Here is a 25,907-nt window from a genome sequence, read left to right on the forward strand (position 1 = left end):
GATCGGTGGGCTGATTCCAATCCCAGGGGGAACGATGCAGAGCCGACTGCGGGTGCAGGGACACCCCATCCAACCGATGCTGGTGACGTTCCCGTACGGGCTCTTCGTCTGCGCGACCATCTTCGACTTCGCCCAGGTGGCCGGTGGCCCGGCCCTACTCGGCGAGGTCGGCTACTGGACGGTGGTGGCCGCCCTGGTGGCGGCGGGGTTGACCATGGTGGCCGGCATGGTCGACCTGTGGGACGTGCCGCCGGACCGGACCCGCCGCACCGCGATCAGCTTCAACCTCGTCAACGCCGGCATGGCCGGGCTGTTCCTGCTCTCCTGCCTGGTGCGGGCGGAGGCGTCGAACCGGGGCGCCACCGCCGTACTGCTGGCCGTCGAGGTACTCGCGCTGGCCGTCGGCGGTCTCGGCGTGGCGCTCGGCGCGCGGCTGGTGCGCCACTACGAGCCCGGGCGGGTGGAACCGACCAGCTTCGACGCCCTGCGTGGCGCCGGCACCCCGGGTGGCCGTGGCGCCCGGCGTGGCCGTGGCACCCTGTACGGCCGCGGCGTCCTGCGCGGCGCCGAGGCGCGGACGGGCGAGGTCGTCCGCCCCCGTCCGTAGTTCGCCCGGGTCGGGTCGCCACCTCGTGCCCCGGGCCGGGTACCGACAAAATCTGTTGCCCCGGCGGAGCCGCCCGGAGACGCTGACCCTGTGCCCCGAGACGTGGACTTCGAAGAGTTGATCGCCGACGGCGCCGCCGCGCCGGTCGAGGGCTGGGGCTTCGACTGGCTCGCCGGGCGGGCCACCGAGGAGCGTCCACCGTGGGGGTACGCCCGCCTGGTGGCGGCGCGGATGGCGACGGTCGACGCGGCGCTGGACATCGACACCGGCGGGGGAGAGGTGCTCGCCGAGGTGCCCCACCCACCCCGGCTGCTGGTGGCGACCGAGGCGTGGCCGCCGAACGTGCCGGTGGCCCGGGCGAGGCTCCGTCCGATCGGAGCCAGCGTGGTGGCGGTGCACCCCGACGCGCCGCTGCCGTTGCGTGGTGGCGCCTTCGACCTGGTGGTCAGTCGGCATCCGGTACGCACCGACTGGCCCGAGGTGGCGCGCCTGCTGCGGCCGGGTGGCACGTTCCTGTCCCAGCAGATCGGTCCGGGCACCGTGCGCGAACTCAGCGAGGCGATCCTCGGGCCGCTGCCGCCACCGGCCCACCGGCACCCGGAGCAGGCGGTCGCGGCGGCCACCGCGGCCGGGTTGACCGTCGTCGACCTGCGTACGGCCACCCTGCGCACGGTGTTCCACGACATCGGCGCCGTGGTCTGGTTCCTGCGCAAGGTGGTCTGGACGGTGCCCGGTTTCACCGTGGCGGCGCACCGGCCGGCGCTGGCCCGCCTGCACGAGCGAATCCGCACCGAAGGACCGTTCGTCGCCCACGCCCGGCGTTTCCTCATCGAGGCCCGACGCTAGCCCCGGCCCCGTGCCGGGCCGGCGCGAGTCAGGCCGGACGCAGCAGGGCGTGCATCTCCGCCAGGTCGAAGAACTGGGCGGTCTCCACCGCGGACGGGCTGCCGTGGTCGGGGTCGGCACCGGCGGTGAGCAGGGCGCGTACCCCGTCGGCGCTGCTGCGGAAGACCGCCGCGGCCAGGGCCGTCTGGCCGCGGTCGTTGGTCCGGGTGTGGTCGGCACCCCGGTCGAGCAGCGCGGCCACCGTCTCCGGGTGGGCGTGGTACGCCGCCAGGATCAGGAGCGTGTCGCCCTTCTCGTTGGTCAGGTTGACCGGCAGCCCCGCGTCGACGTACCCGGCCAGTTCGGTGGTCGCGCCGTCGCGCGCCAGGTCGAACATCCGGTGCGCGAACTCCAGGGTCTCGGCGTCGAGTTCCTCGCTCACCGGTCCAGGCTAGTCGGCGTCGCCGCGTCGTTCATCTCGACCGGTCCCGCCCCGCGAACGGACGCCCTCCCAACATGTAGGATTACCTACTAAACCTATAGGGTTTACCGTCTAGACTGGTCGGGACCGTCAGCCGTTGACCCGCCGTGAGGAACCCATGTCTGCCCTGCCCGTCTCCGAGCAGTCGGACCTGCTCGCCGTCGCTCGGCGCTGGGCCGCCGCCCCCGCGAGCTGGCCGGTGCCGCTGCGTTTCGACCCGGCCAGCCGGTGGTACGCCCGACTCGCCGCGGACGACGAGCACGAGGTGTGGGCACTGAGCTGGTTGCCCGGCCAGGGCACCGACCTGCACGACCACGGGGGCTCCTCCGGTGCCTTCCTGGTCGCCACCGGCGTCCTCACCGAGGGGACGGTCAGTGGCGGACGGCTGCGCCCGCACCTGCTCGCCGCCGGATCCGGCCGCCGGTTCGGCCCCCGGCACGTGCACGTGGTGACCAACCGGCACGCCACGCCCGCGGTCAGCGTCCACGTCTACCGCCCGGCCCTGCGCCGGATGACCCGCTACCACCTCACCGGGGGGCGGCTGGCGGTCGCCGAGGTGGCCGAGGCCGGGGTGGCATGGTGATCGCGTCCCGCCGTGCCGACCGGTGCGGCACCCCGCTGAGAAAACCTTGGAAGGAACCGATGATGTCGCAGACCGACCCCGCCGCCGCCAACTGTCCGGCGCCGGTGCCGCCGCCGGGCTCGCGCGGGATCGACGAGATCCTGGCCGCCGCCCGGGCCCGGCTCGACCGCCTCGACCCCGAGCAGGCGCACCTGGCGTACCGGGCCGGCGCCCTGCTGGTCGACATTCGGCCCGCCGCGCAGCGGGCCGCACACGGCACCGTGCCGGGGTCGCTCGCGGTGGAACGCAACGTGCTGGAGTGGCGCTTCGACCCGCGTTGTGCGGCCCGGCTGCCCCAGGCCGTCGGCTACGACCTGCCGGTGGTCGTGCTCTGCCAGGAGGGCTACACCTCGTCGCTGGCCGCCGCCTCGTTGCAGGACCTCGGCCTGCACCGGGCCACCGACGCGATCGGCGGCTTCGCCGCCTGGCGGATCGCCGGCCTGCCGGTGCTGGGGCCGACCCCGCCGGCCCGACCGTCAACTCTCGCGCCCCCGGCGACCGCCGGTCGGGTGTCCCACTGAACATCCACGCCCACCGGCGTGGCGGTAGTTCCCCAGGAGGCCACCATGTCCGTCGTCGCCATCGGTCCGCGCCAGTACCCGCCCGGCCGTACCAACCGGGCCCGGCCGGCCCGGCCGCGTACCGGGCCGACCCTGACCATCACCGTCGACCTCGCCTCGGGAGCCGGCAACCCGCGCCTGGCCCGGCTGCTGGAACTGCTCGGCGAGCTGGCCGAGTCCGGTGACGGCCGGCTGCTGCTGTCCGAGTCCGGTGACGGTGGGCCGCTGTCACCCGAGTCCGGTGACGGTGGGCCGCTGTCGTCCGACGGCGTCGTACGCCCGTCGGTCGAGGAGGACCCTTCCGGCGTACGGATCCTCACCGGACCCCGGACGGTGCGCCACGGCGACCGGGTGGTCCCGCTGACCCGGATCGAGTACGATCTGCTGCTCTTCCTGGCCGAGCGGCCGCGTCGGGTCTTCACCCGGCTCCAGCTGCTCAACTCGGTCTGGGGCTACGACCACGCGGTGGCGCGCACGGTCGACGTGCACGTGCGCCGGTTGCGCGCCAAGCTGGGCGACGGCACACCGCTGCTGACCACCGTCCACGGTGTCGGCTACCGGCTCGCCGACGACGCCCGGGTGATCATCGAACGCTGATTCCGGGCAGTGCGGCGCGGCGTGTCCCCGACATCCGGCACGCCGCGCGGTGCTGTCTCGCCCGCGATACACGCGCGGGATGGGAGCGCGACCAGGCGACGTCACCGCCGGTAGGCGTGACACCTTCGGGGGAACGTGAACTCCGGGCCCGACCCCCGCATCAGGTCAACTTGGCGACTCTGCTGTAATCATCTGGCTTCGTACGCAGAGCGAGCGGCCGGCTCCGATGTGTCGGTCATTTGTCACATTCATGCAACGTAGCCGCCCCTTGACCCTCGGACGGGCGCCGGGAAGCATCGATGAGGCGGCGTCCCGGGGCCGTGGGGAAAACCCGGACCAGCCAAGGAGGACCATGTCGGTCAGCCCCGCTTCGTCGCGCGCCGGATGGCATACGTCCCAACCCCCGGTTCCCGGTCGGCCCCCGGGTGGTCAGCGTCGGCCCACCACCGCCACCGCCCCGGTCATCACCGTCACCCTGTCCATCCCGCTGGCCTGTGAGGAGTCGCTGACGCCGGCCGCGCACCGGCTGCTGGAGGCCGCCCGGGAGATCCTGGAGCGCGGCGAGGGCACCGTGACCGGCGGCGTCGTGGTGGTACCGGAACGGCGCACCGAGGCCGTCCCGGCCGGACGGTCGCCCGCGCGTCAGCTCGTCCCGACCGTGCCCACCCTGCACATCCTGGCCTCCTCCCGGTCGGTGCTGCGAGACGGCGAACCGCTGCCGCTGACCCGGCTGGAGTTCGACCTGCTGCTGCACCTGGTGGCGCACCCCCGCCGGGTCTTCACCCGGCTCCAACTGCTCAACGCGGTCTGGGGCTACGAGCACGCCGGAGTACGCACGGTGGACGTGCACGTACGCCGGCTGCGCGGCAAGGTCGGAGTGGACGTGCCCCTGGTCACCACCGTCTACGGCGTCGGCTACCGGCTGGCCGACGACGCCCGGGTCACCCTCGACCAGGCCGGCTGAACCACCCGGCGGTGACCGGGCACGATGGTCGGATGCGCGTGCGTCCGATCTCACCGCGGCGACTCGTCGCCGAACTCGCCGAACGGCTCGCCCGGGCGCAGCCGGCCGGACGGCTGCGGGTCGGCGTGGACGGCCCACCCGCCGCCCGGCCCGAGGAACTGGCCGCCGCCCTGGTCGACCCGCTGCGGGCGCTGGGCCGCCCGGCCCTGCACATCCGGACCGAGGACTTCCTGCGGCCCGCCTCCGTCCGGCTGGAACGCGGCCGGACCAATCCGGACGCGTACTACGAGGGCTGGGTCGACGAGGCCGGCCTGCGCCGAGAGGTACTCGACCCGGCCGGCCCGCACGGCAGCGGCCGGCTGCTGCCCTCGCTGTGGGACGCCCGAGCCGACCGGGCCAGTCGGGCCGGCTACCTCGAACTGCCCCCCGGTGGAGTGGTCCTGGTCAGTGGCGCGTTCCTGCTCGGCGGGGGACTCCCGTTCGACGTCACCGTGCACCTGGAACTGTCCGCCGCGGCACTGGGCCGGCGTACCCACCCCGACCTGGCCTGGACGCTGCCCGCCTTCGGTCGCTACACCGACGAGGTCGTCCCGGCCGCCTTCGCCGACCTGGTGGTCCGGGTGGACGACCCGCGTCGTCCCGCGATCGTGGAATCCGTTGACGACCCGGTTTGACTCCCGGGGGCCGGGGGTAATCGCGGGGCTCACAGCGCCCGGGTGATCACCGCTTGGGCGGTACGACCGGGTGGGGAACCTCCCGCCCGCGAAGACTATGAGGCCCACGAAAGGCAGGCAGCCATGCTCGTCCACGACACGGTCGGTACGGGCCGATCCCAGGCGGAGATCGACCAGATCCGACTCTCCCTGCAGGCCCGCTACGCCGAGCTGTCCGAGGAGTACGAGCAGGCCGTGCAGCAGAGCCAGGTGCTCCGGCTGGTCGAGGTCGGCGACACCGCGGGCGACGACCAGGCCGACAGCGGCACCAAGACCGCCGAGCGGGACACCGCGCAGTCCCTGCTGCGGACCATTCTCGACCGGCGCGCCCAGTTCGAGCACGCGCTGACCCGGCTCGACGAGGGCACCTACGGCTTCTGCGAGGGCTGCTCGGCACCCATCCCGGTGGAACGGCTGGAGATCTTCCCTTCGGCGACCACCTGCGTGACCTGCAAGCAGACCCGCGAACGTCGGGCGGCCTGACCCGAGACGGCTGCCGACCGGTCCGGGACGCGGTGAACCTCACCCATGGGCGAGATCAGGGTAGGCACCGCGTCCTGGACCGACCGTACGCTGCTGGACTCCGGTTGGTACCCGGCCGCGGCGGACACTCCCGAACGACGCCTGGCCTACTACGCCCGGCAGTTTCCGCTGGTGGAGGTCGACGCCACCTACTACTCGCCGCCGGCCGAGCGCACCGCCCGGCTGTGGGCCGAACGCACCCCGCCCGGCTTCACCTTCAACGTGAAGGCGTTCAGCCTCCTCACCGGCCACCCCACCAAGGTCAGTGCGATCTACCGGGACCTGCGACCGCGGACCGACAAGCGCAACGTCTACCCGGGCGACCTGCCGCCGCAGGCGTACGAGGAGATCTGGACCCGCTTCCTCAGCGCGCTGGATCCACTCGTCGAGGCGGGCCGGCTCGGTGCGTTGCTGTTCCAGTTCCCGCCCTGGTTCACCATCCGCCGGGACAACAAGCAGTACCTGCTGGAGGTGACCCGGCGCTGCGCGCCGCTGCGTCCGGTCTTCGAGTTCCGGCACGCCTCCTGGCTCGACGGCGACAACGCCACCGAGACCCTCGACTTCCTGCGCGGACACGGCCTGGCGTACGTCAGCGTGGACATGCCGCAGGGCCACCGCTCGTCGATCCCGCCGGTGCTGGCCGCCACCGCTGACCTCGCGGTGGTGCGCTTCCACGGCCACAGCGACAAGTGGACCAGCCGCGACATCCACGAGAAGTTCGGCTACCGCTACTCCGACCGCGAGTTGGCCGACTGGGCTCCCAGACTCCGCGAACTGGCCGACCGCACGCAGCAGACCCACGTGCTCATGAACAACTGCTACCGCGACTTCGCCCAGACCAACGCCCAGCAACTCCAATCCCTCCTCTCCACCCCCTAAACCCCCACCCGGCCCCTCCCGTCCCCCTCCCGGCCTCCTCGTGGGGTGGGGTGGGGGTGGGGTGGGTCATTCGGGTGGGGTGAGGGCGGGTCACCTTGGTGTTCCGGAGGATGGGGGCAGCGGGCGGCACTGTGGTCGCCGTCCGTACGGAAGTGAGACCACGGAGGTGGTTGGTGGTGGCGGTTCGGGTGGTGCCACACCGGCGGCGCGACGCCGTCCTGCACGTCGTCGGCGCGTCCGGGCGAGCCCGGCGGGCACGACGTCTCGGGTGGGGCAGCCCGATCCGGCCGCGGCGCGGCCCGGCGGGTCCGCCGCGACGTCACGACGACCGACGGTGGGAGACCGACCTACGGGGGTGGACAGATGGCTGAGCAGTTCCAGTCGGCGGTCGAGTCCTCGGTGGACAAGACCAACCTGATTCTCAAGGACATCGAGCAGGCGTACGGGTGGCCGAAGGCGCAGCGCAACCAGTCGTACGCGGCCCTGCGTACCGTGCTGCACCTGCTGCGCGACCGGCTGCCGGTGCAGGAGAGCGTGGAGTTCTCCGCCCAGTTGCCGATGCTGGTCCGCGGCATCTACTTCGACGGTTGGCAGCCGCAGGACGTGCCGATCAAACTCAACCGCGACGACTTCCTCTACGAGGTCCGCCAGGGCTTCCCGTACGACGTGGAGGGCGGCCCGGAGCGGGTGGTCCAGGTGGTGCTGGACACCCTGCGCCGGCACATCACCCAGGGCGAGTGGGACGACGTGCGGGCCAACATGCCCGCCGACCTCGCGCAGATCCTGCCCTGACCCGGCACGTCGTGGCCCGTCCCGCCAACCGGCGGGCGGGCCACACGTGTGCGCTACCGGAGACGATGCCTACCAGAGGTCGAGGTGGAACACCTCGAACGAGGTGCCGTAGCGCACGCCCAGCCGGCTGCCGACCGGCCGGGCGCCACCCTCCAGGAACTTCTCGGCGTCGAAGCCGCCGTCGCCCAGCCCGGTCAGGTACGCCTCGTGGGCCAGCCGCGACGCCACCCCTTGTCGAAGCAGCCCGTCGATGCCGGCCTCGCCGCTGGTCACCAGGCAGTAGACCACCGCACCGCACCGGACAGCCGGTCCCGGCCCGCGTCGGCGGACGCGGCGAACCGGGCGTGTCGGTCGGTTCGGGCGTCTACCGTGGGGTGCAGTGTGGTTAGAGAAGATCGGGCGCGGGGTACCACCCGCGGCACGACGCACCCCACCGACGGCGGGGGCGGGTCCATCCGAGGGAGCACGATGCCACTCAACGACGACGACATCCAGAGCACCGGCGGCGGCGGGCTGGAGGGCCCGGCCGACGGCGGCGCGACCCCCGGGCAGCACGATGGTGGTGCCGACGGTAGTGCCGAGGGTCCGGCGGACGGTGGGGCCACGCCCGGGCAGCACGATGGTGGTGCCGACGGTAGTGCCGAGGGTCCGGCGGACGGCGGCGCGACCCCCGGGCAGCACGATGGTGGTGCCGACGGTAGTGCCGAGGGTCCGGCGGACGGTGGGGCCACGCCCGGCCAGCACGATGGTGGTGCCGACGGCGCCGCCCGATAGCCGCACACCATGACGCGACTCGACCCGCCGGGCGGCACTGGCCGCCCGGCGGTGCCGTACCCGTCCGCGTTGGCCCGCTGCGTCAGCGTGGAACCGGCGAAGTTCGCCGCCGCCCACTGGGGACAGACCCCGCTGCTCTCCCGCTGCGCCGAGTTGCCCAACCCGGCCGGCTTCACCGACCTGTTGAGCCCCGACGACGCCGACGAACTACTCAGCCGCCGCGGTCTGCGTACCCCGTTCCTGCGGGTCGCCAAGGACGGTCAGGTGCTGCCGGCGGCGCGTTACACCGGCGGCGGCGGTGCCGGCGCCGAGATCGGCGACCAGGTCCTCGACGAGAAGATCCTGGAGTTGTACGCGGGCGGCGCGACCCTCGTCCTGCAGGGCCTGCACCGCAACTGGCCGCCGTTGATCGACTTCACCCGGGAGTTGAGCCACGCCGTCGGCCAGCCGCTACAGGTCAACGCCTACCTCACCCCGCCGGGCAGCCAGGGCTTCGCCACCCACTACGACACCCACGACGTCTTCGTCCTGCAGGTCGACGGGCGCAAGCACTGGCGGATCCACCCTCCGGTGCTGCCCGACCCGCTGGAGCGCCAGCCGTGGGGTGGCCGGGCCGACGAGATCACCGCCACCGCCCAGGGCCCGGCCGCACTTGACGTGCTGCTTGAACCCGGCGACGCCCTGTACCTGCCGCGCGGCTGGCTGCACAGTGCCCAGGCTCAGGAGTCCAGCTCGCTGCACCTGACCGTCGGCATCCGCGCGGTGACCCGGTACGCGCTGGTCGAGGAGTTGCTGGCGTTGGCGGCCGAGGACCGCCGGCTGCGGGCCACCCTGCCGCTCGGTATCGACCTGGCCGACCCGGACGCCATCGAACCGGAGCTGACCGAGACCGTGGAGGCGCTGCGCGACTGGCTGCTGCGCGCCGAACCCGCCGCGGTGGCGGACCGGCTGCGGCAGCGGGTCTGGCCGGCGTCTCGTCCCGCCCCGATCCGGCCCCTCGCGCAGGCCGCCGCGCTGCACACGCTGACCGCCGACAGCCGGGTCGCGGTGCGCCCCGGACTGCGCTGGCAGCTCACCGGCGACGGTGACCGGGTCGCGCTGCGCCTGTTCGACCGGACGATCACCCTGCCCGCCCAGTGCGAACCCGCGGTGCGCGCCCTGCTCACCGGCGCCGTCACCCGGGTGGGCGACCTGCCCGCCCTGGAGACCGACGCCGACCGCCTCACCCTCACCCGCCGCCTACTACGCGAGGCCCTCCTCACCCCCGCATAACCCCCGCCCACCCGCCCCGCCTCCCCGCCTCGCGGATCTTGCACTTTCGGTCCTGCTTGTGTCCCAATGTGCCCCTTATGTGGCGACGGAAAGTGCAAGATCATGGACAGGGGGAGAGGACGTGCGGGCGGGTGAGGCGGTGTTCAGAGGGTGGTGAGGAGGAGGAGGGTGGTGGTCAGGCCGGCGGCCACCACCAGGAGGACGGGGCGCGGGCTGAGAGCGGCGTGCTGGCGGTCGGCGATCAGGCGGGCCGGGATCAGCCCCAGCACCGGACCGAGCAGCGTCACCACCAGCGCCAACACCGGCAGCCCGACGGCCAGTTCGCCGTCGGTACGTCCGGCCAGCGCGCGGGCCCCGGCACCCACCGCGTACGCCAGCACCGCACCGCCCACCCCGCACAACACCAGCAGCGGGTTCACGTTGCCCGGCAGTTCGCCACGTTGCCGGGTCCGGCGCAGCAGGTCCCGCACCCCGTCCAGCAGCGGCAACGGGTCACCGGTGGCGTCCACGGCCGGAGCCGGCGGCGTGCCGGCCCGCCGACCACCGCCGCCCAGCCGGACGTTCAACTCCTGCCACAGCGCCCCGACCTCGGCGTCCACCCGCTCCTGGGTCTCCCGCGCCGCGGCCAGCTCCCGCTCGGCCCGGTTGACCTCGTCGGCCGACTCGGCCACCGCCCGGTCGGCTGCCGCGCACTGCTGTTCGTACCAGGCGTGCGCCTCCGCCCGCTGCTGCTGTACCCGCGCGGTCAGTTCGGCGAGTCGCCGCAGCTGGGCCGCGTACGTCTGGCTGGTCACCGGTTCGTTCAACGTGACGGTCCATAGGGGATAATGGTCTGCCCGGTACGGTGTACCGCCCGGTCGAAGAAGAGCCCCCGCCACGGGCGCGGATACCAGTCCGGCCCGCCGGTGCCCGGGTACAGCGACGAGCCCAGCTCCCCGCCGTGGGTGTCCAGCGCCACCCAGGCGCCGATCTGGTCGGTGCGGGCCGCCGGCCCGCCCAGGTCGGCGCGCATCCGCGCCACCCCGCGCCACCAGGCCAGCACATGGGTACGCCGCTCGGGCCCGTCGTGCAGGATCCGGCGCAGGTGCTCCGTTCCGGTGGCCCGACCGACCCGTGCGGCCAGCGCCCCGGCCGCCGCGTCGACGGCGAACAGCAGCAGGTAGTGCGGGGCGGCGCCGCCGCCCGGCGCGCCGAGGCCCCCGGCCGTCTCGGCCATCAGCTCGACCACGGTCTCCTCGTCGTACCAGGCGGCGTCGTCGGCGAGATCCTCGTACAACGCCCGGGCGGCCGGGTCGGCGTCCGGGTCGAGGCAGGCGATGGAGAACCGGGCGCTGCCCGGCCGGTGCTGCCGGGCCAGGGACCGGGCCGCCGCGTCCAGCACCGCACACGCCTCGTCGACCCGGGTGCCGAGCACGGCCAGGTTGCGGCCGGGCGCCCGGGGCAGCCGCAGCGCAGCCGACCGGGCCTGCACGTCGATGATCTCGCCGAGCAGCGCGACCGGCCCGCGTGGCGTACCGACCTCCGGCGCCGCCAGCGCCCGGAAGTCCGGCGCGTCGGCGAGCCGCGGGATCGCGTCACCGTCGAAGAGCCGGGCCGGCGCCGCCTCGGCGGGCCGCATCCGCCACAGCCGGTGCTGCAACTCGCTCCACGTCTCCCAGTCGCCGGCCGACGGGATCCGGGCCACCTCGTTCCCCTCGGGCAGGCCCGACTCGGCGTTGACCACGGCGTGGAACTTCGGCAGCGACTGCGCGGCGTCGTTGCGTTCGGCCAGGATGCGCAGTGCCTTGGGCAACGCGATGCGCAGGGTGAACTGGGCGACCAGCGCGGGACGCCCCCACAGTGCCTCGATGCCGCGTACGTCCTGCGAGGCGAGCACCAGGTGGATGCCCTGCGAACGACCCCGCCGGGCCAGGTCCTCCAGCAGGTCGGCCGCCTCCCGGGCCACCGCGTCCCGGCCGGCCAGCAACATCTGGAACTCGTCCACCACCGCGACGATCCGGGGCCAGTGCCCGGTCGGGTCCACCGCGCGTAGCTCGGCCAGCTTGGTGACCTCGTGCTTCTTCGCCGCGTCGGCGCGTCGGCGCAGCTCCTCGGCGAGGAACCGGAGCAGTGCCAGGCCGAACTCCCGGTCGGTGTTGACGTTGATCCCGACCAGCCGCATGTGCGGCAGCCAGCTCGGATCCCGTCGGCCCTGGGCGAACCGGGCGAAGGACACCCCCTCCTTGAAGTCGAGCAGGTAGAACTCCAGCTCGGTGGGGGAGTAGCGGGCGGCCAGCGCACCGATCCAGGCGAAGATCAGGTTTGTCTTGCCGGTGCCGGACGGGCCGCCGATCAGCGCGTGCGGCGGGTAGTCGCCGAGGGTGACCAGCACCGGCCGGCCGTTGGGCCCCTCGCCGATCGGCGCCGTCAGGCCGATCGCCGAATCCTCCCGCCACATCTGCTCCGGCGGGGGCAGCAGGTCGGTGAAGGGGGTGGGTGCCGGCCCGGCGCTGACCACCGAGGCGATCTGCCGGCAGGTCTCGGTGACCAAGGTGGCCGGCGGGGGCGGATCCAGTTGGACGGCGAGGTTGCCGACGCGCGCGGTGTCACCGGTGACCGCCACCCGGGTAAGCGTCGGGTCGTCCGGCAGGGCCACCCCCCGCGCGATCAGGTGTACGCCGCACGCCGCGCCGGCCCGGACCACCCGGTCGAGCTGGCTGCGCTCGTGCCGGGACAACTCGTCGCCGCCGAGCACCACCGCCACCCGCCACGGTTCCGGCCGCCGACCCGTCGCGGCGGCCAGGTCACGCAGCGAGGCGTGCTCACCGGCGAGCACCGTCTCGTTGATCCGGCGGATCTGCTCCACCAGGTCGTCCAGCAGCCGACCCAGCCCGCCGGGACCGACGAAGGTGAGCAGCCCGGCCGTGCCCAGCGGGGCGAAACCGGCCAGCCCGCCGCCCAACCGGTCCGGGTCGTAGCCGACCACCCGTACGCTGCCGGGCGCCGCCCGGCCGAGGCTGCGCAGCAGCAGCGCGGCGACCACCGCGGCGCAGCCGTCGGCGTCCCCGTCGAGCGCCACGTGGCCGCCGTCGAGCAACGCCACCAGCGCCGGTACCGGTTCGGCCTCCGGCAGCCGGACGGTGCCGACCCGGGCCGCGCCCGGCGGCTCACCCCGGCCGGCCGGGGTCGGCTGCCAAACCGACCACTGCGCCGAACCCGCACCGGGCGCCTCCCGGGCGGCGGCCTGCGCCGCCTGCCGGGCCAGCGCCGCGAGCCGGGCCGCGTGCTGGGCGTCGATCTCGGCGAGCCGGCGGTCGCGTTCGGCACCCACCCGCTCGGGTACGCCCGTGGCGGCCCGGCGCACCCGGACCGCCCGGTCCCGTGCGCCGGTCAGGGCGAGCTGCGCGGCGGCCGACCGGGCGCGGGACGCGCCGAGTGCCTCGGCGAGCATCTCCCGGACCCGGGCGACCAGCTGGTTACGCCGGTCAGCCATCGACCCCGTACCCGGGCCGTCCGGTCACCCCGTCACCCGCGGCGGGCCGCGTGGGTGGCCCGGCCCACGGTGTGTCGCGCCGGGGCCGGGTACCGCCGCCGGGGGAGTTCACTGCGCCAGGCGTCGACAGCGCGCCGTTCCTTTCCGTGGTGGCCGACGGCAGGTCACGGCCGAGGCGGTCGAGTAGGACACCGGTGAGCACCCCGGCGGTGACCGCCGGATCGGCGGCGTGCGGCTGCTCGTCGTCGCCGCGCCGCGGTGGCGGCATCCGGCAGACCCGGGTGAGCAGCGTGTCCAGCACCGGCGGGGGTAGGCCGGGCAGCAGGTCCCGGACCCGGCCGTCCAGCTCACGACGCAACCGGGCCAGGTCGTCGCCCCGCGGCGGGTGGCCGAGCAGTTCCCCGGCGAGGTCGCGCAGCAGCGGCGGCGCCACGGCGGCCAGCCCCATGCCGACGTCGGCGTGCGCGTCGCGCAGCTCGCGGTGCAGCCGGTCGCGGTCGCCGGCCCGGACGCCGCGGACCACCCGGCGCAGCAACTCCTGCGGGTCGCTGATCCGCTCGTCGGGCTGTTCCGCGGGGCCCTCACGCCCGCCGGTCAGCTCCGCCACCCGCACCGACCACCAGCGACGCAGTCGCACCTCACCGGCGGGCTCCGGCGCCACGGCCACCGGCTCGGCCGCGCCGGGCGCGTCGTGCACCGGGCGGCGGTCCTGCGTGGCGGCGGGCGGTGGCGCGCCGTCGGGGGCCAGCCCGATCGCGGCGAGGTACGCGGTCAGCTGCTCCTGGGCCACCCGCAGCGCGTACCCGGCGGTCTCGGCGTGCTCGGTGGCCGCGGAGAGTTCCGGCACCCCCATCGGGTCGGCCGACTCCTGGCGTACCCAGCGCAGCCGTTCGGTGGCCAGCCCGAACCTCTCCAGCGCCTGGGCCAGCAGGCCCAGCGGCAGTTCCTCGGCGGCAGCCCGTACCTGCGCGCCGACATCCTCGACGATGGACACGCCCCGCCCCTACAGCGTCGAGACGTACTGCTGGGCCTGCTCGACCGCGACGAGCGTCGCGGCGAGGCACTCCTCGAGCTCCTGGCCGGCCTGGGTCAACGACGCCTGGGCCGCCTCGACGGTGGTGTGCCCACTGCCCTCCAACGCGCCGGCGAGGGTCTGCTGTGCTTCGGCCAGCTTCTCGCCGGCGGCCTGCACGGCGCTCTGGCCGTCACCGATCTGTTGGAGCGCGATGTCGATGGCTGCCTTGAGCTCGGCGACGCTCGCCACTCGGAACCTCCTGGGGGCGGGGAGGACTCCATTAGAGCCTATGCCGGTCGGGGAGAGAACAAACGCCCTGTCAGTGTTGCCGCCGCGTTGACCGGTTGTCGACCGCAGGCGCCGCGAGTCCGATTCGTGGGACTCGCGGTCGGAAGATCACTTAGCGCTACGCTCGCGGCCTCCGACGGCCCCCCGATCGCCCGTGCGCCGGTCCCGTAGCCAACGCGGGCCGAACACCTCGGCACCGAGCGCGGTGACCCGTTCACGCAGCGCCCGGTCGGCGGTGACGACCAACCTTCGCCGGTCAGCGGCCTCGGCGACCAGGTCGACGATGGTGTCGTCACCCGAGCCGGCCGCGGCGACGACCCGCACCCCGTCGACCCCGGGCACGTCGCGGGCGGCACCCTCCACCACCAGCACCACCTCGACCGGCGGCGGCAGCTCCGGTGGCACACCCTGGTCGCCCACCGACGGCAGGGTGTCCCGCAGCCGGGCGGTCGCGCCGGCCCGGTCACGCCACCAGCCGTCGGGCCGGGACCCGACCACGTTCGCGGCGTCCACGATGAGCAGCGGTTTGCGGTCCATCCCGCCACCCTGCCATCCGCCGGGCGTCCGGTCCGTGCGCCGCGCCGCCGTGGTAGCGCGTGGGCCGGACGGTCGGCGGCGTTTGTCCGGGCGTGGTCCGGGTAGCCCGTGCCGACCGTCTCGCGCCCGACCCGCGGAGGACAGACATGATTGGACCCGGCGACTTCGGCTCCGACCCGTGGGACGAGTTCCTGGCCCGGTACTTCGGCCGGGGCGAGGGAGGGCGGCGGCCGGCGCACCGGGTCGACATCACCCGGCTGATGACCGCCGACGCCCGGGAGATGCTGGCCGACGCGGCCCGCCGGGCCGCCCAGAAGAAGAGCAACGACCTGGACACCGACCACCTGCTCTGGGCCGCGCTGCAACGCGAACCCCTGCAGGATCTGGTCCGCCGCGCCGGAGCGGACCCGGACACCCTGGTCAACGCGCTGGGCGGGCGGGCCGACGGGGCGCCGCACGGCGAGGTCCCGCCGAACCTGTCGCTGACCCCGGCGGCCAAACGGGCGCTGCTCGACGCGCACCAGTTGTCCCGGGCGATGGGCGCCAACTACATCGGCCCCGAACACATCCTGATGGCGCTGCCGCTGAACCCGGAGTCGCCGGCCGGCCGGATGTTGGCCGCCGGGCGGATCCAGCCGGAGTCGTTGCAGGCCGCCAACGCCGAACGTGGGCCGATGGCCCAGCCTCGCCCGGACCGGGGTACCCCCACCCTGGACCAGTACGGCCAGGACCTCACCGAGCTGGCCCGCAACGACCAGATCGACCCGGTGATCGGGCGCGCCGACGAGATCGAACAGGCGGTGGAGATCCTGTCCCGGCGTACCAAGAACAACCCGGTGCTGATCGGTGAGGCCGGCGTCGGCAAGACCGCGATCGTGGAGGGCCTGGCGGAGCGGATCTGCGACGGTGACGTGCCGCAGACCCTGCTGGGCAAGCGGGTGATCCAGCTGGACCTGGCCGGGTTGGTCGCCGGCACCCGGTACCGGGGCGACTTCGAGGAACGGCTGAAGAAGGTGATCGACGAGATCAGGGCGAACCGGGACGAGCTAATCATCTTCCTGGACGAGATCCACACTCTGGTCGGCGCGGGCGGCGCGGGCAGCGAGGGTGGCATGGACGCCTCCAACATGCTCAAGCCGGCCCTGGCCCGCGGCGAACTGCGGGTGATCGGCGCGACCACCCTGGACGAGTACCGCCGCAGCATCGAGAAGGACGCCGCGCTGGCCCGCCGCTTCCAGCCGGTCTTCGTACCCGAGCCCAGCGGCGAGGACACGGTGTCCATCCTGCGCGGTCTGCGGGACCGCTACGAGGCCCACCACCAGGTGCGCTTCACCGACGAGGCGCTGATCGCCGCCGCCGAACTCTCCGACCGGTACATCACCGACCGGTACCTGCCGGACAAGGCGATCGACCTGATCGACCAGGCCGGCGCCCGGGTCCGGCTGCGGACCCGCACCCCCGCCGCCGACGTGCGCGACCTGGAGCAGCAACTCGAGGAGGTACGTCGGGACAAGGAACAGGCGGTCGCCGACGAACAGTACGAACGCGCCTCGTCCCTGCGCGACCGGGTCGCCGAGCTGGAAGACCAGGTGCACCGGGCCCGAGGCGACGACGGCAGCGGCAGCCAGGTGCCCGAGGTGGGGCCGGACGAGATCGCCGAGGTGGTCTCCCGGGCCACCGGCATCCCGGCCAGCCAGCTCACCGAGGAGGAACGGGTCCGCCTGCTGCGGCTGGAGGGTCACCTGCACGAGAAGGTCGTCGGGCAGGACGACGCGGTCGCCGCGGTGGCCGAGGCGGTACGCCGCTCCCGTACCGGACTGGCCGATCCGAACCGCCCGATGGGCAGCTTCCTGTTCCTCGGCCCCACCGGCGTCGGCAAGACCGAACTGGGCCGGGCCCTGGCCGAGGCGCTCTTCGGTGAGGCGGACCGGATGGTGCGGGTGGACATGAGCGAGTTCCAGGAGCGGCACACCGTCAGCCGGCTGGTCGGCGCGCCGCCCGGCTACGTCGGGTACGAGGAGGCCGGCCAGCTCACCGAGGCGGTACGCCGCCGCCCGTACGCGGTGGTGCTGCTCGACGAGATCGAGAAGGCCCACCCGGACGTGTTCAACATCCTGTTGCAGGTCCTCGACGAGGGGCGGCTGACCGACAGCCAGGGCCGTACGGTCAACTTCAAGAACACCGTCCTGATCATGACGAGCAATCTCGGTTCCGAGCTGATCACCGGCGCCCAGCGGGCGGTCGGCTTCGGTGCCGGCGAGCCCGGCAGCCAGCAGGAGAGCGACGAACTGCGGGAACGGCTGATGCGCCGGCTACAGGAGAACTTCCGCCCGGAGTTCCTCAACCGGATCGACGAAGTGATCATCTTCCGCCGGTTGGAGGCCACGCAGCTGCGGCAGATCACCGAGCTGATGCTCGAGGAGACCCGCCGCCGGCTGCACGCCCAGGACATCCAGGTGGACTTCACCAACGCCGGCATCGACTGGCTCGCCGAGCACGGCTACCAGCCGGAGTTCGGTGCCCGGCCACTGCGTCGGGTGATCCAGCGGGAGGTGGACAACCAACTGTCCCGGATGCTGCTGGACCAGCAGGTGTCGCCGGGCCAACGGGTCACCGTCGACGCCCGCGACGGGCAGCTCAACTTCGAGGTGGCGGCCGGTGAGCACGGCTACCGGGCGGCCTCGACCACCCACCCGCGTTGACCGGCATCCCCGCTGACCGGGAGGTATCGATGACCGAACCGGAGCAGGCCCGCGACGAGGACCGCGTCGACCCGATCGTGGCCTCGCCGACCGCGAACCCCGCCCGGGTGCAGGTGCCGGCGGAGGGGCTGGGCGGGCAGACCGACGAGGGGCACCCGGGGGCACCCGGGTCGCCACCGGCAGAGGAGGGCTGATGGTACGCGAGCAGCGACTCGACCCCGAGGTGGAAGTGCTCTGGGAGGACTTCCACGCCGAGGTCAACGTGCCGTCCGAACAGCTGCGGCAGTGGCTGCTGACCCGGGGTTCCGGTGCGGAGGCGTTCGGCCCGAACCCGGACCTGGACCTGCCGGAACCGGGCCGGCAGATCCTCGCCGTGCTGCGCAAACGCAAGGTGGACCTGACCCCGCAGGACATCGAGGTGATGCGCGACGCCGTCGAGCGCATCCGCTCGCTGACCGCGGCGAAACCCGGCCGCGGCAACGCCGACGACGAGTGGCGGCACTCGCTGCTCGACCTCGGGCACGACGTACTCGTCGAACGCTGACCGGCCCGTCGTCCGCCGTACCTCCGCTGTCGTCCCGGCCCCCGACGGGCCGGGACGACGCGGCGTCGGCTACTCGGACTCCAGGCTGGCGATGGTCAGGCCGGCGCCGTCCGCGGCGCCCTGCCGGTCCGCGCGGGTCTGTTCCTCGCGGGTGATGAGGTTGGCGTACTCGGTCAGGTCGGCCGGGTCAGGCACCTCCGGCAACCGGCGCAGGAAGGCTTCCACGTCCCGGACCGCGGCGGTGTGCCGCGCGGCCGCCTCGCGCAGGACCTCACGGTCGTCGGCGGCGGGATAGAGGTCGGTCATGGGCGACCCATTACCCGTCGTCAGGCGGTTCGCACCCCACGTTCGGCCACCGCCGTCACCGGGCGCCGCAACCCGAACGTCGGATTGCGCAACAACCAGGCCAGGTAGGCCGGGTGCGGGGCCAGCGAATCGGTGTACGCCGTCAGCGCGGTCTCCAGCACCAGCTCGGCCACCCGGGCGGCCGGCGACTCCGGATGCCAGCCCAGCATCAGCCGCCAGCGCAGCGGCGCACCGGCCAGCCGGCGGGTCACCAGCCCGGCCACCGGCCGGAACGTGGCCTGACACAACGCCACCGCCTCACCGGCGTCCACCAGGTCGATGCAGCCACGTACGTCGGCCTCGTACAGCTTGCGCGGAGTGAAACCGGCGCGGGCGCAGGCCGCGGCGAAACAGTCGCCGAAACAGCCGTCACCCGGCGCCGCCACCCACTGCTCCTGCCGCAGTTCGGCCAGCGCCACCTCGTCCCGGTCGGCCAGTGGATGCACCTCCGGCAACAGCACCATCACCGGGTCGACGGCGACCTCCCGCCAACTCAACCCGTAGTCCGCCGACGGGGTGGAGTCACCGCACACCCCCGTCAGCGCGTAGTCCAGCCGCCCTCCGGCGACCATCTGGGCCAGTTCGTCGACCGACCAGGACGCGTACGTGGTGATCTGGGCCTGTGGTTGCTCGGCGGCGAGCCGGTGCACCAGCCGGCCCAGGATGGGGCTGTTCACCCCACCGAACCGGTAGCGGCGTGGCGCGTCACCCGCCCCGGCCAGTCGGGCCGCCTCGTCCTGCAGCCCTTTCATCGCCGGCAGCAGTACCCGGGCCCGGGCGAGCACCAGCTCGCCGAGGGCGGTGGGGCGAGCACCCCGGCGGTCCCGTTCGAACAGCGGCCCGCCGAGGGTCCGTTCGATGCGCTGAAGCTGGGCGGTCAGCGCCGGCTGGGCCAGGCCGAGCGTCGAGGCCGCCTTGGTCACGCTCCCGGTCTCCGCGATGGCGCAGACCACCCGCAGGTGGCGCAACTCCAGATTCATAGCGTGACCGTAGGGCCACGGAGCAGCTGGCGGAAGGGCCCGGACGGATCAACGACCATGAACCTGTCGCCGGCCGGCTCAGCGGGACGGCGGCTCGTTCAGCTCGCTGAGCTGGGTGTGTCGGCCGGTCACCGCGTCCCGCAACTTGTCGACCAGGGCCACCGCGGGCTCGACGATCCGGTTCCACGGCGGGGTGTGCGGGATGCCCGGGTGCGGGCGGGTCGGCGCGGCCTCCTCGGCGATCTCCAGCCGGTTGCCCAGCCGGATCAGTTCCTCCTCGGTGGCGGCGGCACAGAGCCGCTGCACCAGCGCGTCGACCGCCGTCACGTGCGCCTCGACCAGTTGGGCCACCATCGCCAGTCGGTCGTCGGTCAGCCCCCGCAGCGCCATCAGCAGGGCGGCGTCACCGGCCAACACCTCACCGACCGGCTCGTCGGCGTCGGTCAGCGCCTGCCGGATGGCGGGCAACAGGTACTGCTCCTCGGCCGACAGGTGCCGGGACAGCGCGGCGATCAGGATCTCCCGCCCGTGCGCCGGATCCGGCTCGGGCCCGACCAGCCGCCGGGTCAGCTCCAGCAGCTGCTGGTGCTCCTCGGCGATGGTGGCGGCGATGCTGCGCCCGGCGGGCTGGTAGCCGTCGCCCGGTACGGGCGGCAGCGGCGGCAGGTGGACGGACACGGTCGCCTCCTCGACGGGCGGGCGGAGCGCCGATGATATGGCAACGGCCGCGCGCGGCAGTACCCGCACCCGCCCGCGCCGAAACCGTCGCCGCGGCGTACCCGCCGGCCGGATCCTCGGACCGCGCGGTGACCTGCGCCGCGCCGCGAGGGCCGGTCGACTGGTATGAAGAGGCGATGACGAGCAACGCCGACTCCGCCCTCCCCGCGCCCGCGCCCACCGACGAGGTCGTCGACCTCTGCCGCGACCTGCTGCGCATCGACACCACGAACACCGGGGACAACGCCACCAGCGCCGGGGAACGCCACGCCGCGGAGTACGTCGCGGCGAAGCTGGCCGAGGTCGGCGTCGAGTCGGTGCTGCTCGAATCCGCCCCGGGCCGGGCCAACGTGGTCGCCCGAATCCCCGGCACCGAGCCCAGCCGGGGGGCGCTGCTGGTGCACGGCCACCTGGACGTGGTACCGGCCGACGCCGACGAGTGGTCGGTGCACCCGTTCTCCGGTGAGCTGCGCGACGGGTACCTGTGGGGCCGTGGCGCCATCGACATGAAGGACTTCGACGCGATGGTGCTGGCCGTGGTGCGGCACTGGCAGCGCACCGGGGTCCGCCCGACCCGCGACATCGTGCTGGCGTACACCGCCGACGAGGAGGCGGGCAGCGAGTACGGCGCCCACTTCCTCGCCCACCGGCACCGGGAACTCTTCGACGGCTGCACCGAGGCCATCGGCGAGGTCGGCGGCTTCTCGTACACCGTGGACGACTCGCGGCGGCTCTACCTCATCGAGACCGCGCAGAAGGGCATCGACTGGCTGCGGCTGCACGCCAAGGGCCGGCCCGGCCACGGTTCGATGGTGCACGACGACAACGCGGTCACCGCCCTGGCCGAGGCGGTGGCCCGGATCGGCCGGCATCGCTTCCCGGTGGTGGTCACCGACACCGTACGGGCCTTCCTGGAGGAGGTCTCCGAGGTCCTCGGCATCGAGTTGGACCCGGACGACCCGGAGGCCGCCATCGCCAAGCTCGGCCCGATCTCCAACATCATCGGCGCGACCATCCGGAACACCGCCAACCCGACCCGGCTCGCCGCCGGCTACAAGGACAACGTGATCCCGGGCCGGGCCAGCGCCACCATCGACTGCCGCAGCCTGCCCGGCCAGTCCGAGCTGCTGGAACGGCAGCTGCGCGAGCTGGTCGGCCCCGACATCGCCATCGAGTACGTCCAGCGCCAGCCCGCCCTGGAGACCACCTTCGACGGCGACCTGGTCGCGGCGATGTCCGCCGCGCTGGTCGCCGAGGACCCGGGCGCCCGGCCGGTGCCGTACATGCTCTCCGGCGGCACCGACGCCAAGGCGTTCTCGCAGTTGGGCATCCGCTGCTTCGGCTTCGCGCCGCTGCGCCTGCCGGCCGATCTGAACTTCTCGGCGTTGTTCCACGGCATCGACGAGCGGGTTCCGGTGGACGGACTACAGTTCGGCGTGCGGGTTCTCGACCGGTTCCTGCGTACCTGCTAACCGGCGTCCGGATGGACGCCAGTACCTCGGATTCACCCCAACGTGAAAGGGACGCCGCACATGACCGACCAGCACGGTGAGCTGGACGCCGCCCTCGAGCGCGTGATCGAAGCGGCCCGCCACCACCTGGCCGCCGTCCGCGCCGCGCAGGGCCGGATCGACGACGACGACGTCTGGCGGGCGTACGTCGCGCTGAACAACGCGTCGTTCGCGTACGACGAGCAACTCATGGACGCCTTCGGCGAGGTGACTCCGTGGGACGTCGAGTCGATCGACCCGGACGAGGCCGACCAGCGCTTCGCCGGCGTCGACGGGGTCGAGCCGACGGACCCGCACCCGCAGGTGATCTCGGTACGCCAGCGGCGCGACTACCGGGTGCCCAGCGTCTCCGCGCTGATCCGGATCGCCGAGGCGGCCCGGCGCGAGGGCACCCCGGCCGACGAGGAGGTGCCGCCGGTGGAGGGCGTCGGCGAGGCGGTGCTGGAACTGCTGCAGAGCGGTGACGGCTCGCTCGGCGCGCTCGACGTGCCGGAGCTGGAGCCGCTCGACGGCGTGGTGATGGTCAGCGAGGTCGGCACCCCGGTCGACCTGGAGTCCTTCGACGACGACGACCCGGTCGGCCCGTTCCAGCCGGCGGCCGACGACCGGCTGGTCGGCCGGCTCGACGAGCACCCGTTCCTGGAACTCGACGAGGAACACGACCACGCGCACTGAGCACCGGCCGGCGAGCCCCGGCCGGGGCTCGCCGGTGTGCGTTGCGGGGCCTGTCGAGCTGAGCGCGTAAACGGATCAGGAAGTCGCCGCCGGGGCCGGTCCGCCGATCCCGGCGGTGCTGGTCCGGCTGCCGAGAGCGTGATTGGCTCCCGGCACGCGGCTGGTGGCACGAAGGGCACCGGCCCCGGACCCGGCGGGTCCGCGGCGCCCGGGCCGCCGGGTCAGTACGACAGGCCCGGCTGCGGCGTACCGACTCGGCGACGGCGCAGCACCACCTGGCGGGTGCCGTCCCGGAACAGTTGCACCCGGGCCAGCTCCCATCCGGAGAACTCCGCCTGGATCGCCAGCTGCGCCGCGGCGGTCAACCGGTCGACGTTCGGCGGCAACCGCAGCGGCGCGTACTCGTAGTCCATGGGCCTATGCTGCCCAGCCGGACCCGCCCGGCGCCACCCTGAACCGGGTGACCCGCGCCGCCCGGTGGCTCAGCCGTCCCGCTCGGGGTAGCCGACCTCCACCGCCGACACGTCGTCCAACGCCGTGGTGATCTCCTCCGGCAGGGTCATCCGCTCCACCTGCAGCGCGCCGAGCAGCTGCCCGCTGGTGCGGGCACCGAGGATCGGCGCGGTCACCCCGGGCCGGTCCCGGATCCAGGCCAGCGCCACCTCCAGCGGGGAGACCCCGAGCCCGCTCGCGGCGGTGGCCACCGCCTCCACGATGCTGGAGCAGCGCGGCTCCAGGTAGGTGGCGACGAACCGCTCGAAGTGCGGCGACACCGCCCGGGAGTCCGCCGGGCGGCCGTGCCGGTACTTGCCGGTGAGCACCCCCCGACCCAGCGGCGACCAGGGCAACACCCCCAGCCCCAGCGCGTCGCAGGCCGGCAGCACCTCTCGTTCCACCCCCCGCTCCAGCAGCGAGTACTCCACCTGGGCGGCCACCACCGGGGCCCGTCCCGGCCAGGCCGCCTGCCAGGCCGCGGCCCGGGCGGTCTGCCAACCGGAGAAGTTCGACACGCCGACGTAGCGCACCCGGCCGCTGGCCACCGCGTGGTCCAGCGCGGCCAGGGTCTCCTCCAGCGGCGTCTGCGGGTCGTATCCGTGGACCTGGAACAGGTCGACGTGGTCGGTGCCCAACCGCCGCAGCGAGGCGTCCAGGGTACGCAGCAGGTGCCCGCGTGAGCCGTCCCGGCGCCGACCACCACCGGGCCGCAGCCCGGCCTTGGTGGCGATCAGCAGGTCCTCCCGCGGCACCAGGGTGCCCAGCAGGGAGCCGATCACCGCCTCGGCGTCGCCGTCGCCGTACACGTCGGCGGTGTCGATCAGGTTGCCGCCCGCGTCCAGGTAACTCTTCAGCTGCGCCGCCGCATCGTCGGCGTCGGTGTCCCGGCCCCAGGTCATGGTGCCGAGCGCGAGCCGGGAAACCGCCAGCCCGCTTCGGCCGAGCGGTCGCTGCTGCATGGGTGAACCTTATTTCGAACCGGGCCGGACCGATATCCTCGCTCCCGTCAAGTCTGCCGGCGATTCTCCGGTGAGCCGGTGATCGTCCCCACCGCCGCCATTGCGTAACCTGATGCGACTGCGGATGGGGGAGGACTCTGTGCGACTCGGGCTAAGCCTCGGATATCAGACAGCGTGGAGCACACCGGCTGATCATCTGGCCCTGGCTCAGGAGGCGGACCGGCTCGGCTACTCGGTGGTGTGGGCGGCGGAGGCGTACGGCTCCGACTCGCCGAGCATGCTCGCCTGGATGGCCGGGCAGACCGAGCGGATCGACATCGGCAGCGCCGTGATGCAGATTCCGGCCCGTACCCCTGCGATGACCGCGATGACCGCCGCGACCATCGACGCGCTCTCCGGCGGCCGGTTCCGGCTCGGGCTGGGCGTCTCCGGCCCGCAGGTCTCCGAGGGCTGGCACGGCGTACGTTTCGGCAAGCCCCTGGCGCGCACCCGCGAGTACGTCGACATCGTCAAGCTCGCGGTGGGCCGCAAGGAGGTCGCCTACGACGGCGAGTTCTACACCCTGCCGCTACCCGACGGCCCCGGCAAGGCGCTGCGGCTGGGCTTCCGCCCGCCGCGCGAGCACATCCCGATCTACCTGGCCGCCGTCGGCCCGAAGAACCTCGAACTGGCCGGCGAGATCGCCGACGGCTGGCTGGCCGTCTTCTTCGCCCCCGAGTACGCCCAGGAGCAACTCGCCTCGGTGACCGCCGGGCGGGCCAGGGCCGGCAGGGAACTGGCCGGGTTCGACGTGGTGCCCTCCGTGCCGGTGGTGGTCGGCGACGACCTCGACTCCTGCGCCGAACTGGTCCGCTGGTACGCCGCCCTGTACGTGGGCGGCATGGGCAGCCGGCAGCAGAACTTCTACAACCAACTGGCCACCCGGATGGGCTACGGCGACGCCGCCCGCGAGGTACAGGACCTCTACCTGGCCAAGCGGCAGCGCGACGCCGCCGCCGCGGTGCCGCTGGAGTTCATCGACCGGACCTCGCTGCTCGGTCCGAAGGAACGCATCGCCGAGCGGATGCGCCAGTACGCCGAGGCCGGCGTGACGACCCTCTCGGTGACCCTGTTCGCCGCCGACCGCGACAGCGGGGTACAGACCCTGCGTACCGTCGCCGAGGCACTCGACCTCTCGGGAGTCGGGGAGTGACCTGGGTCGAAGCCATCGTCCTGGGCATCGTCCAGGGCCTGACCGAGTTCCTGCCGGTCAGCTCGTCGGGGCACCTGCGCATCACCTCGGCGATCTTCTTCGAGCAGGACGCCGGTGCCTCCTTCACCGCGGTCACCCAGCTGGGTACCGAGGCCGCCGTGCTGCTCTACTTCGCCAAGGACATCTGGCGGATCGGCCGGACCTGGGTGGTCGGCATCTGGGACAAATCGGTCCGGAGCAGCCTGGACTACCGGATGGGCTGGTACGTGATCGTCGGCTCGATCCCGATCGGTGCCCTCGGCTTCCTGTTCAAGGACCAGATCCGGGAGACCGCCCGCAACCTGTGGGTGGTGGCCACCACCCTGATCGTGTTCGCCTTCGTGCTCGCCTTCGCCGAGTACTGGGGCCGGCAGACCCGGACCCTGAAGGACTTCCGGATGCGTGACGGCGTGGTGATGGGCTTCGCCCAGGCGCTCGCCCTCATCCCCGGCGTGTCCCGGTCGGGAGCGACCCTCACCTTCGGCCTGTTCCTCAACCTGACCCGGGAGACCGCGGCCCGCTACTCGTTCCTGCTGGCCATCCCGGCGGTGGTGATGTCCGGGATCTTCAGCCTGGGCGACGTCTTCGAACCGGCGGCGCCCGGCACGTCGGTGCCCACCGTGGCGCAGATGGTGGTCGCCACGCTCATCGCGTTCGCGGTCGGCTACGCGGCCATCGCCTGGCTGCTGCGCTACGTCGCCCACCACACCCTGTACGTCTTCGTGCTCTACCGAGTGGCGGTCGGCACCCTGGTCTTCGCCCTCCTGCTCACCGGAACCATCAGCGCCACCTGAGCGGACAGGAAGGGTTCCTTCTCGACGCCTCGGG

The 25,907-nt window shown here is 73.3% G+C and carries 31 protein-coding genes; 19 read left to right on the top strand and 12 right to left on the bottom strand.

Annotated elements, in window-relative coordinates; all coding sequences use genetic code 11:
* Window positions 1-34: 34 nt before the first annotated feature.
* Entirely contained in the window at window positions 35-607 is a 573-nt protein-coding gene (locus D2L64_RS01310) for a DUF2231 domain-containing protein (protein ID WP_119572570.1), read from the top strand.
* A gap of 90 nt (window positions 608-697) precedes the next feature.
* On the top strand, window positions 698-1,453 hold the full coding sequence (locus D2L64_RS01315; RefSeq protein ID WP_119572571.1) for a class I SAM-dependent methyltransferase: 756 nt from the start codon (window positions 698-700) through the stop codon (window positions 1,451-1,453).
* A gap of 28 nt (window positions 1,454-1,481) precedes the next feature.
* Here D2L64_RS01315 and D2L64_RS01320 read toward each other — a convergent pair whose 3' ends face one another.
* Window positions 1,482-1,874: an ankyrin repeat domain-containing protein gene (locus D2L64_RS01320; protein ID WP_119572572.1), complete on the bottom strand. Its 393-nt coding sequence runs from the start codon at window positions 1,872-1,874 to the stop codon at window positions 1,482-1,484.
* Between the two features lie 157 nt (window positions 1,875-2,031).
* Between D2L64_RS01320 and D2L64_RS01325 the strand changes: the two genes are divergently transcribed.
* The 8 genes from D2L64_RS01325 (at window position 2,032) to D2L64_RS01365 (ending at window position 7,562) form a co-directional block, all read left to right on the top strand.
* Window positions 2,032-2,496 (top strand): cysteine dioxygenase, encoded by a 465-nt coding sequence (locus tag D2L64_RS01325; protein ID WP_119572573.1) that lies wholly within the window; start codon window positions 2,032-2,034, stop codon window positions 2,494-2,496.
* 59 nt (window positions 2,497-2,555) lie between these two features.
* The gene (locus tag D2L64_RS01330; RefSeq protein WP_119572574.1) at window positions 2,556-3,056 is read left to right on the top strand and encodes a rhodanese-like domain-containing protein; all 501 of its coding nucleotides are present in this window, start codon (window positions 2,556-2,558) and stop codon (window positions 3,054-3,056) included.
* 45 nt (window positions 3,057-3,101) lie between these two features.
* On the top strand, window positions 3,102-3,692 hold the full coding sequence (locus D2L64_RS01335; RefSeq protein WP_119572575.1) for a winged helix-turn-helix domain-containing protein: 591 nt from the start codon (window positions 3,102-3,104) through the stop codon (window positions 3,690-3,692).
* A gap of 352 nt (window positions 3,693-4,044) precedes the next feature.
* Window positions 4,045-4,656 carry a winged helix-turn-helix domain-containing protein gene (locus D2L64_RS01340; RefSeq protein WP_119572576.1) on the top strand — a complete coding sequence of 204 codons (612 nt, stop codon included), beginning with the start codon at window positions 4,045-4,047 and terminating at the stop codon, window positions 4,654-4,656.
* Between the two features lie 32 nt (window positions 4,657-4,688).
* On the top strand, window positions 4,689-5,330 hold the full coding sequence (locus tag D2L64_RS01345; RefSeq protein WP_119572577.1) for a nucleoside/nucleotide kinase family protein: 642 nt from the start codon (window positions 4,689-4,691) through the stop codon (window positions 5,328-5,330).
* A 123-nt stretch (window positions 5,331-5,453) separates the two neighbouring features.
* The gene (locus tag D2L64_RS01350; protein ID WP_102660563.1) at window positions 5,454-5,852 is read left to right on the top strand and encodes a TraR/DksA family transcriptional regulator; all 399 of its coding nucleotides are present in this window, start codon (window positions 5,454-5,456) and stop codon (window positions 5,850-5,852) included.
* Window positions 5,853-5,897: 45 nt separating this feature from the next.
* Window positions 5,898-6,770, top strand: coding sequence for a DUF72 domain-containing protein (locus D2L64_RS01355; protein ID WP_119572578.1), 873 nt, complete (start codon window positions 5,898-5,900; stop codon window positions 6,768-6,770).
* A gap of 363 nt (window positions 6,771-7,133) precedes the next feature.
* The gene (locus D2L64_RS01365; RefSeq protein WP_119572579.1) at window positions 7,134-7,562 is read left to right on the top strand and encodes a DUF2267 domain-containing protein; all 429 of its coding nucleotides are present in this window, start codon (window positions 7,134-7,136) and stop codon (window positions 7,560-7,562) included.
* A gap of 69 nt (window positions 7,563-7,631) precedes the next feature.
* On the opposite strand, the gene D2L64_RS01370 is transcribed toward D2L64_RS01365, so the two are convergent.
* A complete protein-coding gene (locus tag D2L64_RS01370; RefSeq protein ID WP_233558697.1) occupies window positions 7,632-7,850 on the bottom strand; it encodes a hypothetical protein in 219 nt (72 codons plus the stop codon).
* 180 nt (window positions 7,851-8,030) lie between these two features.
* Here D2L64_RS01370 and D2L64_RS01375 point away from each other — a divergent pair, with 180 nt between their 5' ends.
* Together D2L64_RS01375 and D2L64_RS01380 are read left to right on the top strand one after the other, a co-directional pair.
* On the top strand, window positions 8,031-8,336 hold the full coding sequence (locus tag D2L64_RS01375; protein WP_119572580.1) for a hypothetical protein: 306 nt from the start codon (window positions 8,031-8,033) through the stop codon (window positions 8,334-8,336).
* Between the two features lie 9 nt (window positions 8,337-8,345).
* The gene (locus D2L64_RS01380; RefSeq protein ID WP_119572581.1) at window positions 8,346-9,608 is read left to right on the top strand and encodes a cupin domain-containing protein; all 1,263 of its coding nucleotides are present in this window, start codon (window positions 8,346-8,348) and stop codon (window positions 9,606-9,608) included.
* A 143-nt stretch (window positions 9,609-9,751) separates the two neighbouring features.
* On the opposite strand, the gene D2L64_RS01385 is transcribed toward D2L64_RS01380, so the two are convergent.
* From D2L64_RS01385 to D2L64_RS01405, 5 genes are all read right to left on the bottom strand, one after another.
* On the bottom strand, window positions 9,752-10,414 hold the full coding sequence (locus D2L64_RS01385; RefSeq protein WP_119572582.1) for a hypothetical protein: 663 nt from the start codon (window positions 10,412-10,414) through the stop codon (window positions 9,752-9,754).
* On the bottom strand, window positions 10,411-13,080 hold the full coding sequence (locus D2L64_RS01390; RefSeq protein WP_119572583.1) for an FtsK/SpoIIIE domain-containing protein: 2,670 nt from the start codon (window positions 13,078-13,080) through the stop codon (window positions 10,411-10,413). The genes D2L64_RS01385 and D2L64_RS01390 overlap by 4 nt, the downstream gene beginning before the upstream one ends.
* Window positions 13,073-14,074, bottom strand: a complete 1,002-nt coding sequence (locus tag D2L64_RS01395; protein WP_119572584.1) for a hypothetical protein — start codon at window positions 14,072-14,074, stop codon at window positions 13,073-13,075. The genes D2L64_RS01390 and D2L64_RS01395 overlap by 8 nt, the downstream gene beginning before the upstream one ends.
* Window positions 14,075-14,083: 9 nt before the next feature.
* The gene (locus D2L64_RS01400; RefSeq protein WP_119572585.1) at window positions 14,084-14,344 is read right to left on the bottom strand and encodes a hypothetical protein; all 261 of its coding nucleotides are present in this window, start codon (window positions 14,342-14,344) and stop codon (window positions 14,084-14,086) included.
* Between the two features lie 147 nt (window positions 14,345-14,491).
* Window positions 14,492-14,920, bottom strand: a complete 429-nt coding sequence (locus tag D2L64_RS01405; protein WP_119572586.1) for a PIN domain-containing protein — start codon at window positions 14,918-14,920, stop codon at window positions 14,492-14,494.
* Between the two features lie 146 nt (window positions 14,921-15,066).
* Here D2L64_RS01405 and D2L64_RS01410 point away from each other — a divergent pair, with 146 nt between their 5' ends.
* The 3 genes from D2L64_RS01410 to D2L64_RS01415 are packed head-to-tail and all read left to right on the top strand — an operon-like array spanning window position 15,067 to window position 18,166.
* On the top strand, window positions 15,067-17,622 hold the full coding sequence (locus D2L64_RS01410) for an ATP-dependent Clp protease ATP-binding subunit (protein ID WP_119572587.1): 2,556 nt from the start codon (window positions 15,067-15,069) through the stop codon (window positions 17,620-17,622).
* 29 nt (window positions 17,623-17,651) lie between these two features.
* On the top strand, window positions 17,652-17,816 hold the full coding sequence (locus tag D2L64_RS27470) for a hypothetical protein (RefSeq protein ID WP_199714359.1): 165 nt from the start codon (window positions 17,652-17,654) through the stop codon (window positions 17,814-17,816).
* Window positions 17,816-18,166, top strand: coding sequence for a DUF3140 domain-containing protein (locus tag D2L64_RS01415; protein ID WP_119572588.1), 351 nt, complete (start codon window positions 17,816-17,818; stop codon window positions 18,164-18,166). The genes D2L64_RS27470 and D2L64_RS01415 overlap by 1 nt, the downstream gene beginning before the upstream one ends.
* A gap of 69 nt (window positions 18,167-18,235) precedes the next feature.
* Here the strand turns inward: D2L64_RS01415 and D2L64_RS01420 are convergent, their stop codons facing one another.
* From D2L64_RS01420 to D2L64_RS01430, 3 genes are all read right to left on the bottom strand, one after another.
* On the bottom strand, window positions 18,236-18,472 hold the full coding sequence (locus tag D2L64_RS01420) for a hypothetical protein (RefSeq protein WP_119572589.1): 237 nt from the start codon (window positions 18,470-18,472) through the stop codon (window positions 18,236-18,238).
* Window positions 18,473-18,492: 20 nt separating this feature from the next.
* Complete coding sequence (locus tag D2L64_RS01425) at window positions 18,493-19,491, bottom strand: LysR family transcriptional regulator (RefSeq protein WP_119572590.1); 999 nt, start codon at window positions 19,489-19,491, stop codon at window positions 18,493-18,495.
* Between the two features lie 78 nt (window positions 19,492-19,569).
* On the bottom strand, window positions 19,570-20,169 hold the full coding sequence (locus D2L64_RS01430; RefSeq protein ID WP_119572591.1) for a hemerythrin domain-containing protein: 600 nt from the start codon (window positions 20,167-20,169) through the stop codon (window positions 19,570-19,572).
* Between the two features lie 176 nt (window positions 20,170-20,345).
* Between D2L64_RS01430 and D2L64_RS01435 the strand changes: the two genes are divergently transcribed.
* The gene (locus D2L64_RS01435; RefSeq protein WP_119572592.1) at window positions 20,346-21,680 is read left to right on the top strand and encodes a M20/M25/M40 family metallo-hydrolase; all 1,335 of its coding nucleotides are present in this window, start codon (window positions 20,346-20,348) and stop codon (window positions 21,678-21,680) included.
* A 60-nt stretch (window positions 21,681-21,740) separates the two neighbouring features.
* Window positions 21,741-22,394, top strand: a complete 654-nt coding sequence (locus D2L64_RS01440) for a hypothetical protein (RefSeq protein WP_119572593.1) — start codon at window positions 21,741-21,743, stop codon at window positions 22,392-22,394.
* A 221-nt stretch (window positions 22,395-22,615) separates the two neighbouring features.
* Here D2L64_RS01440 and D2L64_RS01445 read toward each other — a convergent pair whose 3' ends face one another.
* Complete coding sequence (locus tag D2L64_RS01445; protein ID WP_119572594.1) at window positions 22,616-22,807, bottom strand: DUF5703 family protein; 192 nt, start codon at window positions 22,805-22,807, stop codon at window positions 22,616-22,618.
* Between the two features lie 69 nt (window positions 22,808-22,876).
* On the bottom strand, window positions 22,877-23,848 hold the full coding sequence (locus D2L64_RS01450) for an aldo/keto reductase (protein WP_119572595.1): 972 nt from the start codon (window positions 23,846-23,848) through the stop codon (window positions 22,877-22,879).
* Window positions 23,849-23,987: 139 nt separating this feature from the next.
* On the opposite strand from D2L64_RS01450, the gene D2L64_RS01455 reads away from it, so the two are divergent.
* Window positions 23,988-25,040, top strand: coding sequence for an LLM class F420-dependent oxidoreductase (locus D2L64_RS01455; protein ID WP_119572596.1), 1,053 nt, complete (start codon window positions 23,988-23,990; stop codon window positions 25,038-25,040).
* Window positions 25,037-25,873 (top strand): undecaprenyl-diphosphate phosphatase, encoded by an 837-nt coding sequence (locus D2L64_RS01460; protein WP_119572597.1) that lies wholly within the window; start codon window positions 25,037-25,039, stop codon window positions 25,871-25,873. The genes D2L64_RS01455 and D2L64_RS01460 overlap by 4 nt, the downstream gene beginning before the upstream one ends.
* Window positions 25,874-25,907: the final 34 nt, after the last annotated feature.

It is taken from the genome of Micromonospora radicis, from assembly GCF_003583405.1.
Classification (GTDB): Bacteria; Actinomycetota; Actinomycetes; order Mycobacteriales; family Micromonosporaceae; genus Micromonospora; species Micromonospora radicis.

What these genes read in the sequence shown, in the direction of transcription:
- D2L64_RS01440 (WP_119572593.1), top strand. Translation starts at nt 21,741, where the DNA reads ATGACCGACCAGCACGGTGAGCTGGACGCCGCCCTCGAGCGCGTGATC.
- D2L64_RS01380 (WP_119572581.1), top strand. Translation starts at nt 8,346, where the DNA reads ATGACGCGACTCGACCCGCCGGGCGGCACTGGCCGCCCGGCGGTGCCG.
- D2L64_RS01350 (WP_102660563.1), top strand. Translation starts at nt 5,454, where the DNA reads ATGCTCGTCCACGACACGGTCGGTACGGGCCGATCCCAGGCGGAGATC.
- D2L64_RS01310 (WP_119572570.1), top strand. Translation starts at nt 35, where the DNA reads ATGCAGAGCCGACTGCGGGTGCAGGGACACCCCATCCAACCGATGCTG.
- D2L64_RS01355 (WP_119572578.1), top strand. Translation starts at nt 5,898, where the DNA reads ATGGGCGAGATCAGGGTAGGCACCGCGTCCTGGACCGACCGTACGCTG.
- D2L64_RS01450 (WP_119572595.1), bottom strand. Translation starts at nt 23,848, where the DNA reads ATGCAGCAGCGACCGCTCGGCCGAAGCGGGCTGGCGGTTTCCCGGCTC.
- D2L64_RS01340 (WP_119572576.1), top strand. Translation starts at nt 4,045, where the DNA reads ATGTCGGTCAGCCCCGCTTCGTCGCGCGCCGGATGGCATACGTCCCAA.
- D2L64_RS01390 (WP_119572583.1), bottom strand. Translation starts at nt 13,080, where the DNA reads ATGGCTGACCGGCGTAACCAGCTGGTCGCCCGGGTCCGGGAGATGCTC.
- D2L64_RS01325 (WP_119572573.1), top strand. Translation starts at nt 2,032, where the DNA reads ATGTCTGCCCTGCCCGTCTCCGAGCAGTCGGACCTGCTCGCCGTCGCT.
- D2L64_RS01405 (WP_119572586.1), bottom strand. Translation starts at nt 14,920, where the DNA reads ATGGACCGCAAACCGCTGCTCATCGTGGACGCCGCGAACGTGGTCGGG.
- D2L64_RS01410 (WP_119572587.1), top strand. Translation starts at nt 15,067, where the DNA reads ATGATTGGACCCGGCGACTTCGGCTCCGACCCGTGGGACGAGTTCCTG.
- D2L64_RS01425 (WP_119572590.1), bottom strand. Translation starts at nt 19,491, where the DNA reads ATGAATCTGGAGTTGCGCCACCTGCGGGTGGTCTGCGCCATCGCGGAG.
- D2L64_RS01365 (WP_119572579.1), top strand. Translation starts at nt 7,134, where the DNA reads ATGGCTGAGCAGTTCCAGTCGGCGGTCGAGTCCTCGGTGGACAAGACC.
- D2L64_RS01415 (WP_119572588.1), top strand. Translation starts at nt 17,816, where the DNA reads ATGGTACGCGAGCAGCGACTCGACCCCGAGGTGGAAGTGCTCTGGGAG.
- D2L64_RS01435 (WP_119572592.1), top strand. Translation starts at nt 20,346, where the DNA reads ATGACGAGCAACGCCGACTCCGCCCTCCCCGCGCCCGCGCCCACCGAC.
- D2L64_RS01330 (WP_119572574.1), top strand. Translation starts at nt 2,556, where the DNA reads ATGATGTCGCAGACCGACCCCGCCGCCGCCAACTGTCCGGCGCCGGTG.
- D2L64_RS01420 (WP_119572589.1), bottom strand. Translation starts at nt 18,472, where the DNA reads ATGACCGACCTCTATCCCGCCGCCGACGACCGTGAGGTCCTGCGCGAG.
- D2L64_RS27470 (WP_199714359.1), top strand. Translation starts at nt 17,652, where the DNA reads ATGACCGAACCGGAGCAGGCCCGCGACGAGGACCGCGTCGACCCGATC.
- D2L64_RS01345 (WP_119572577.1), top strand. Translation starts at nt 4,689, where the DNA reads ATGCGCGTGCGTCCGATCTCACCGCGGCGACTCGTCGCCGAACTCGCC.
- D2L64_RS01445 (WP_119572594.1), bottom strand. Translation starts at nt 22,807, where the DNA reads ATGGACTACGAGTACGCGCCGCTGCGGTTGCCGCCGAACGTCGACCGG.
- D2L64_RS01375 (WP_119572580.1), top strand. Translation starts at nt 8,031, where the DNA reads ATGCCACTCAACGACGACGACATCCAGAGCACCGGCGGCGGCGGGCTG.
- D2L64_RS01335 (WP_119572575.1), top strand. Translation starts at nt 3,102, where the DNA reads ATGTCCGTCGTCGCCATCGGTCCGCGCCAGTACCCGCCCGGCCGTACC.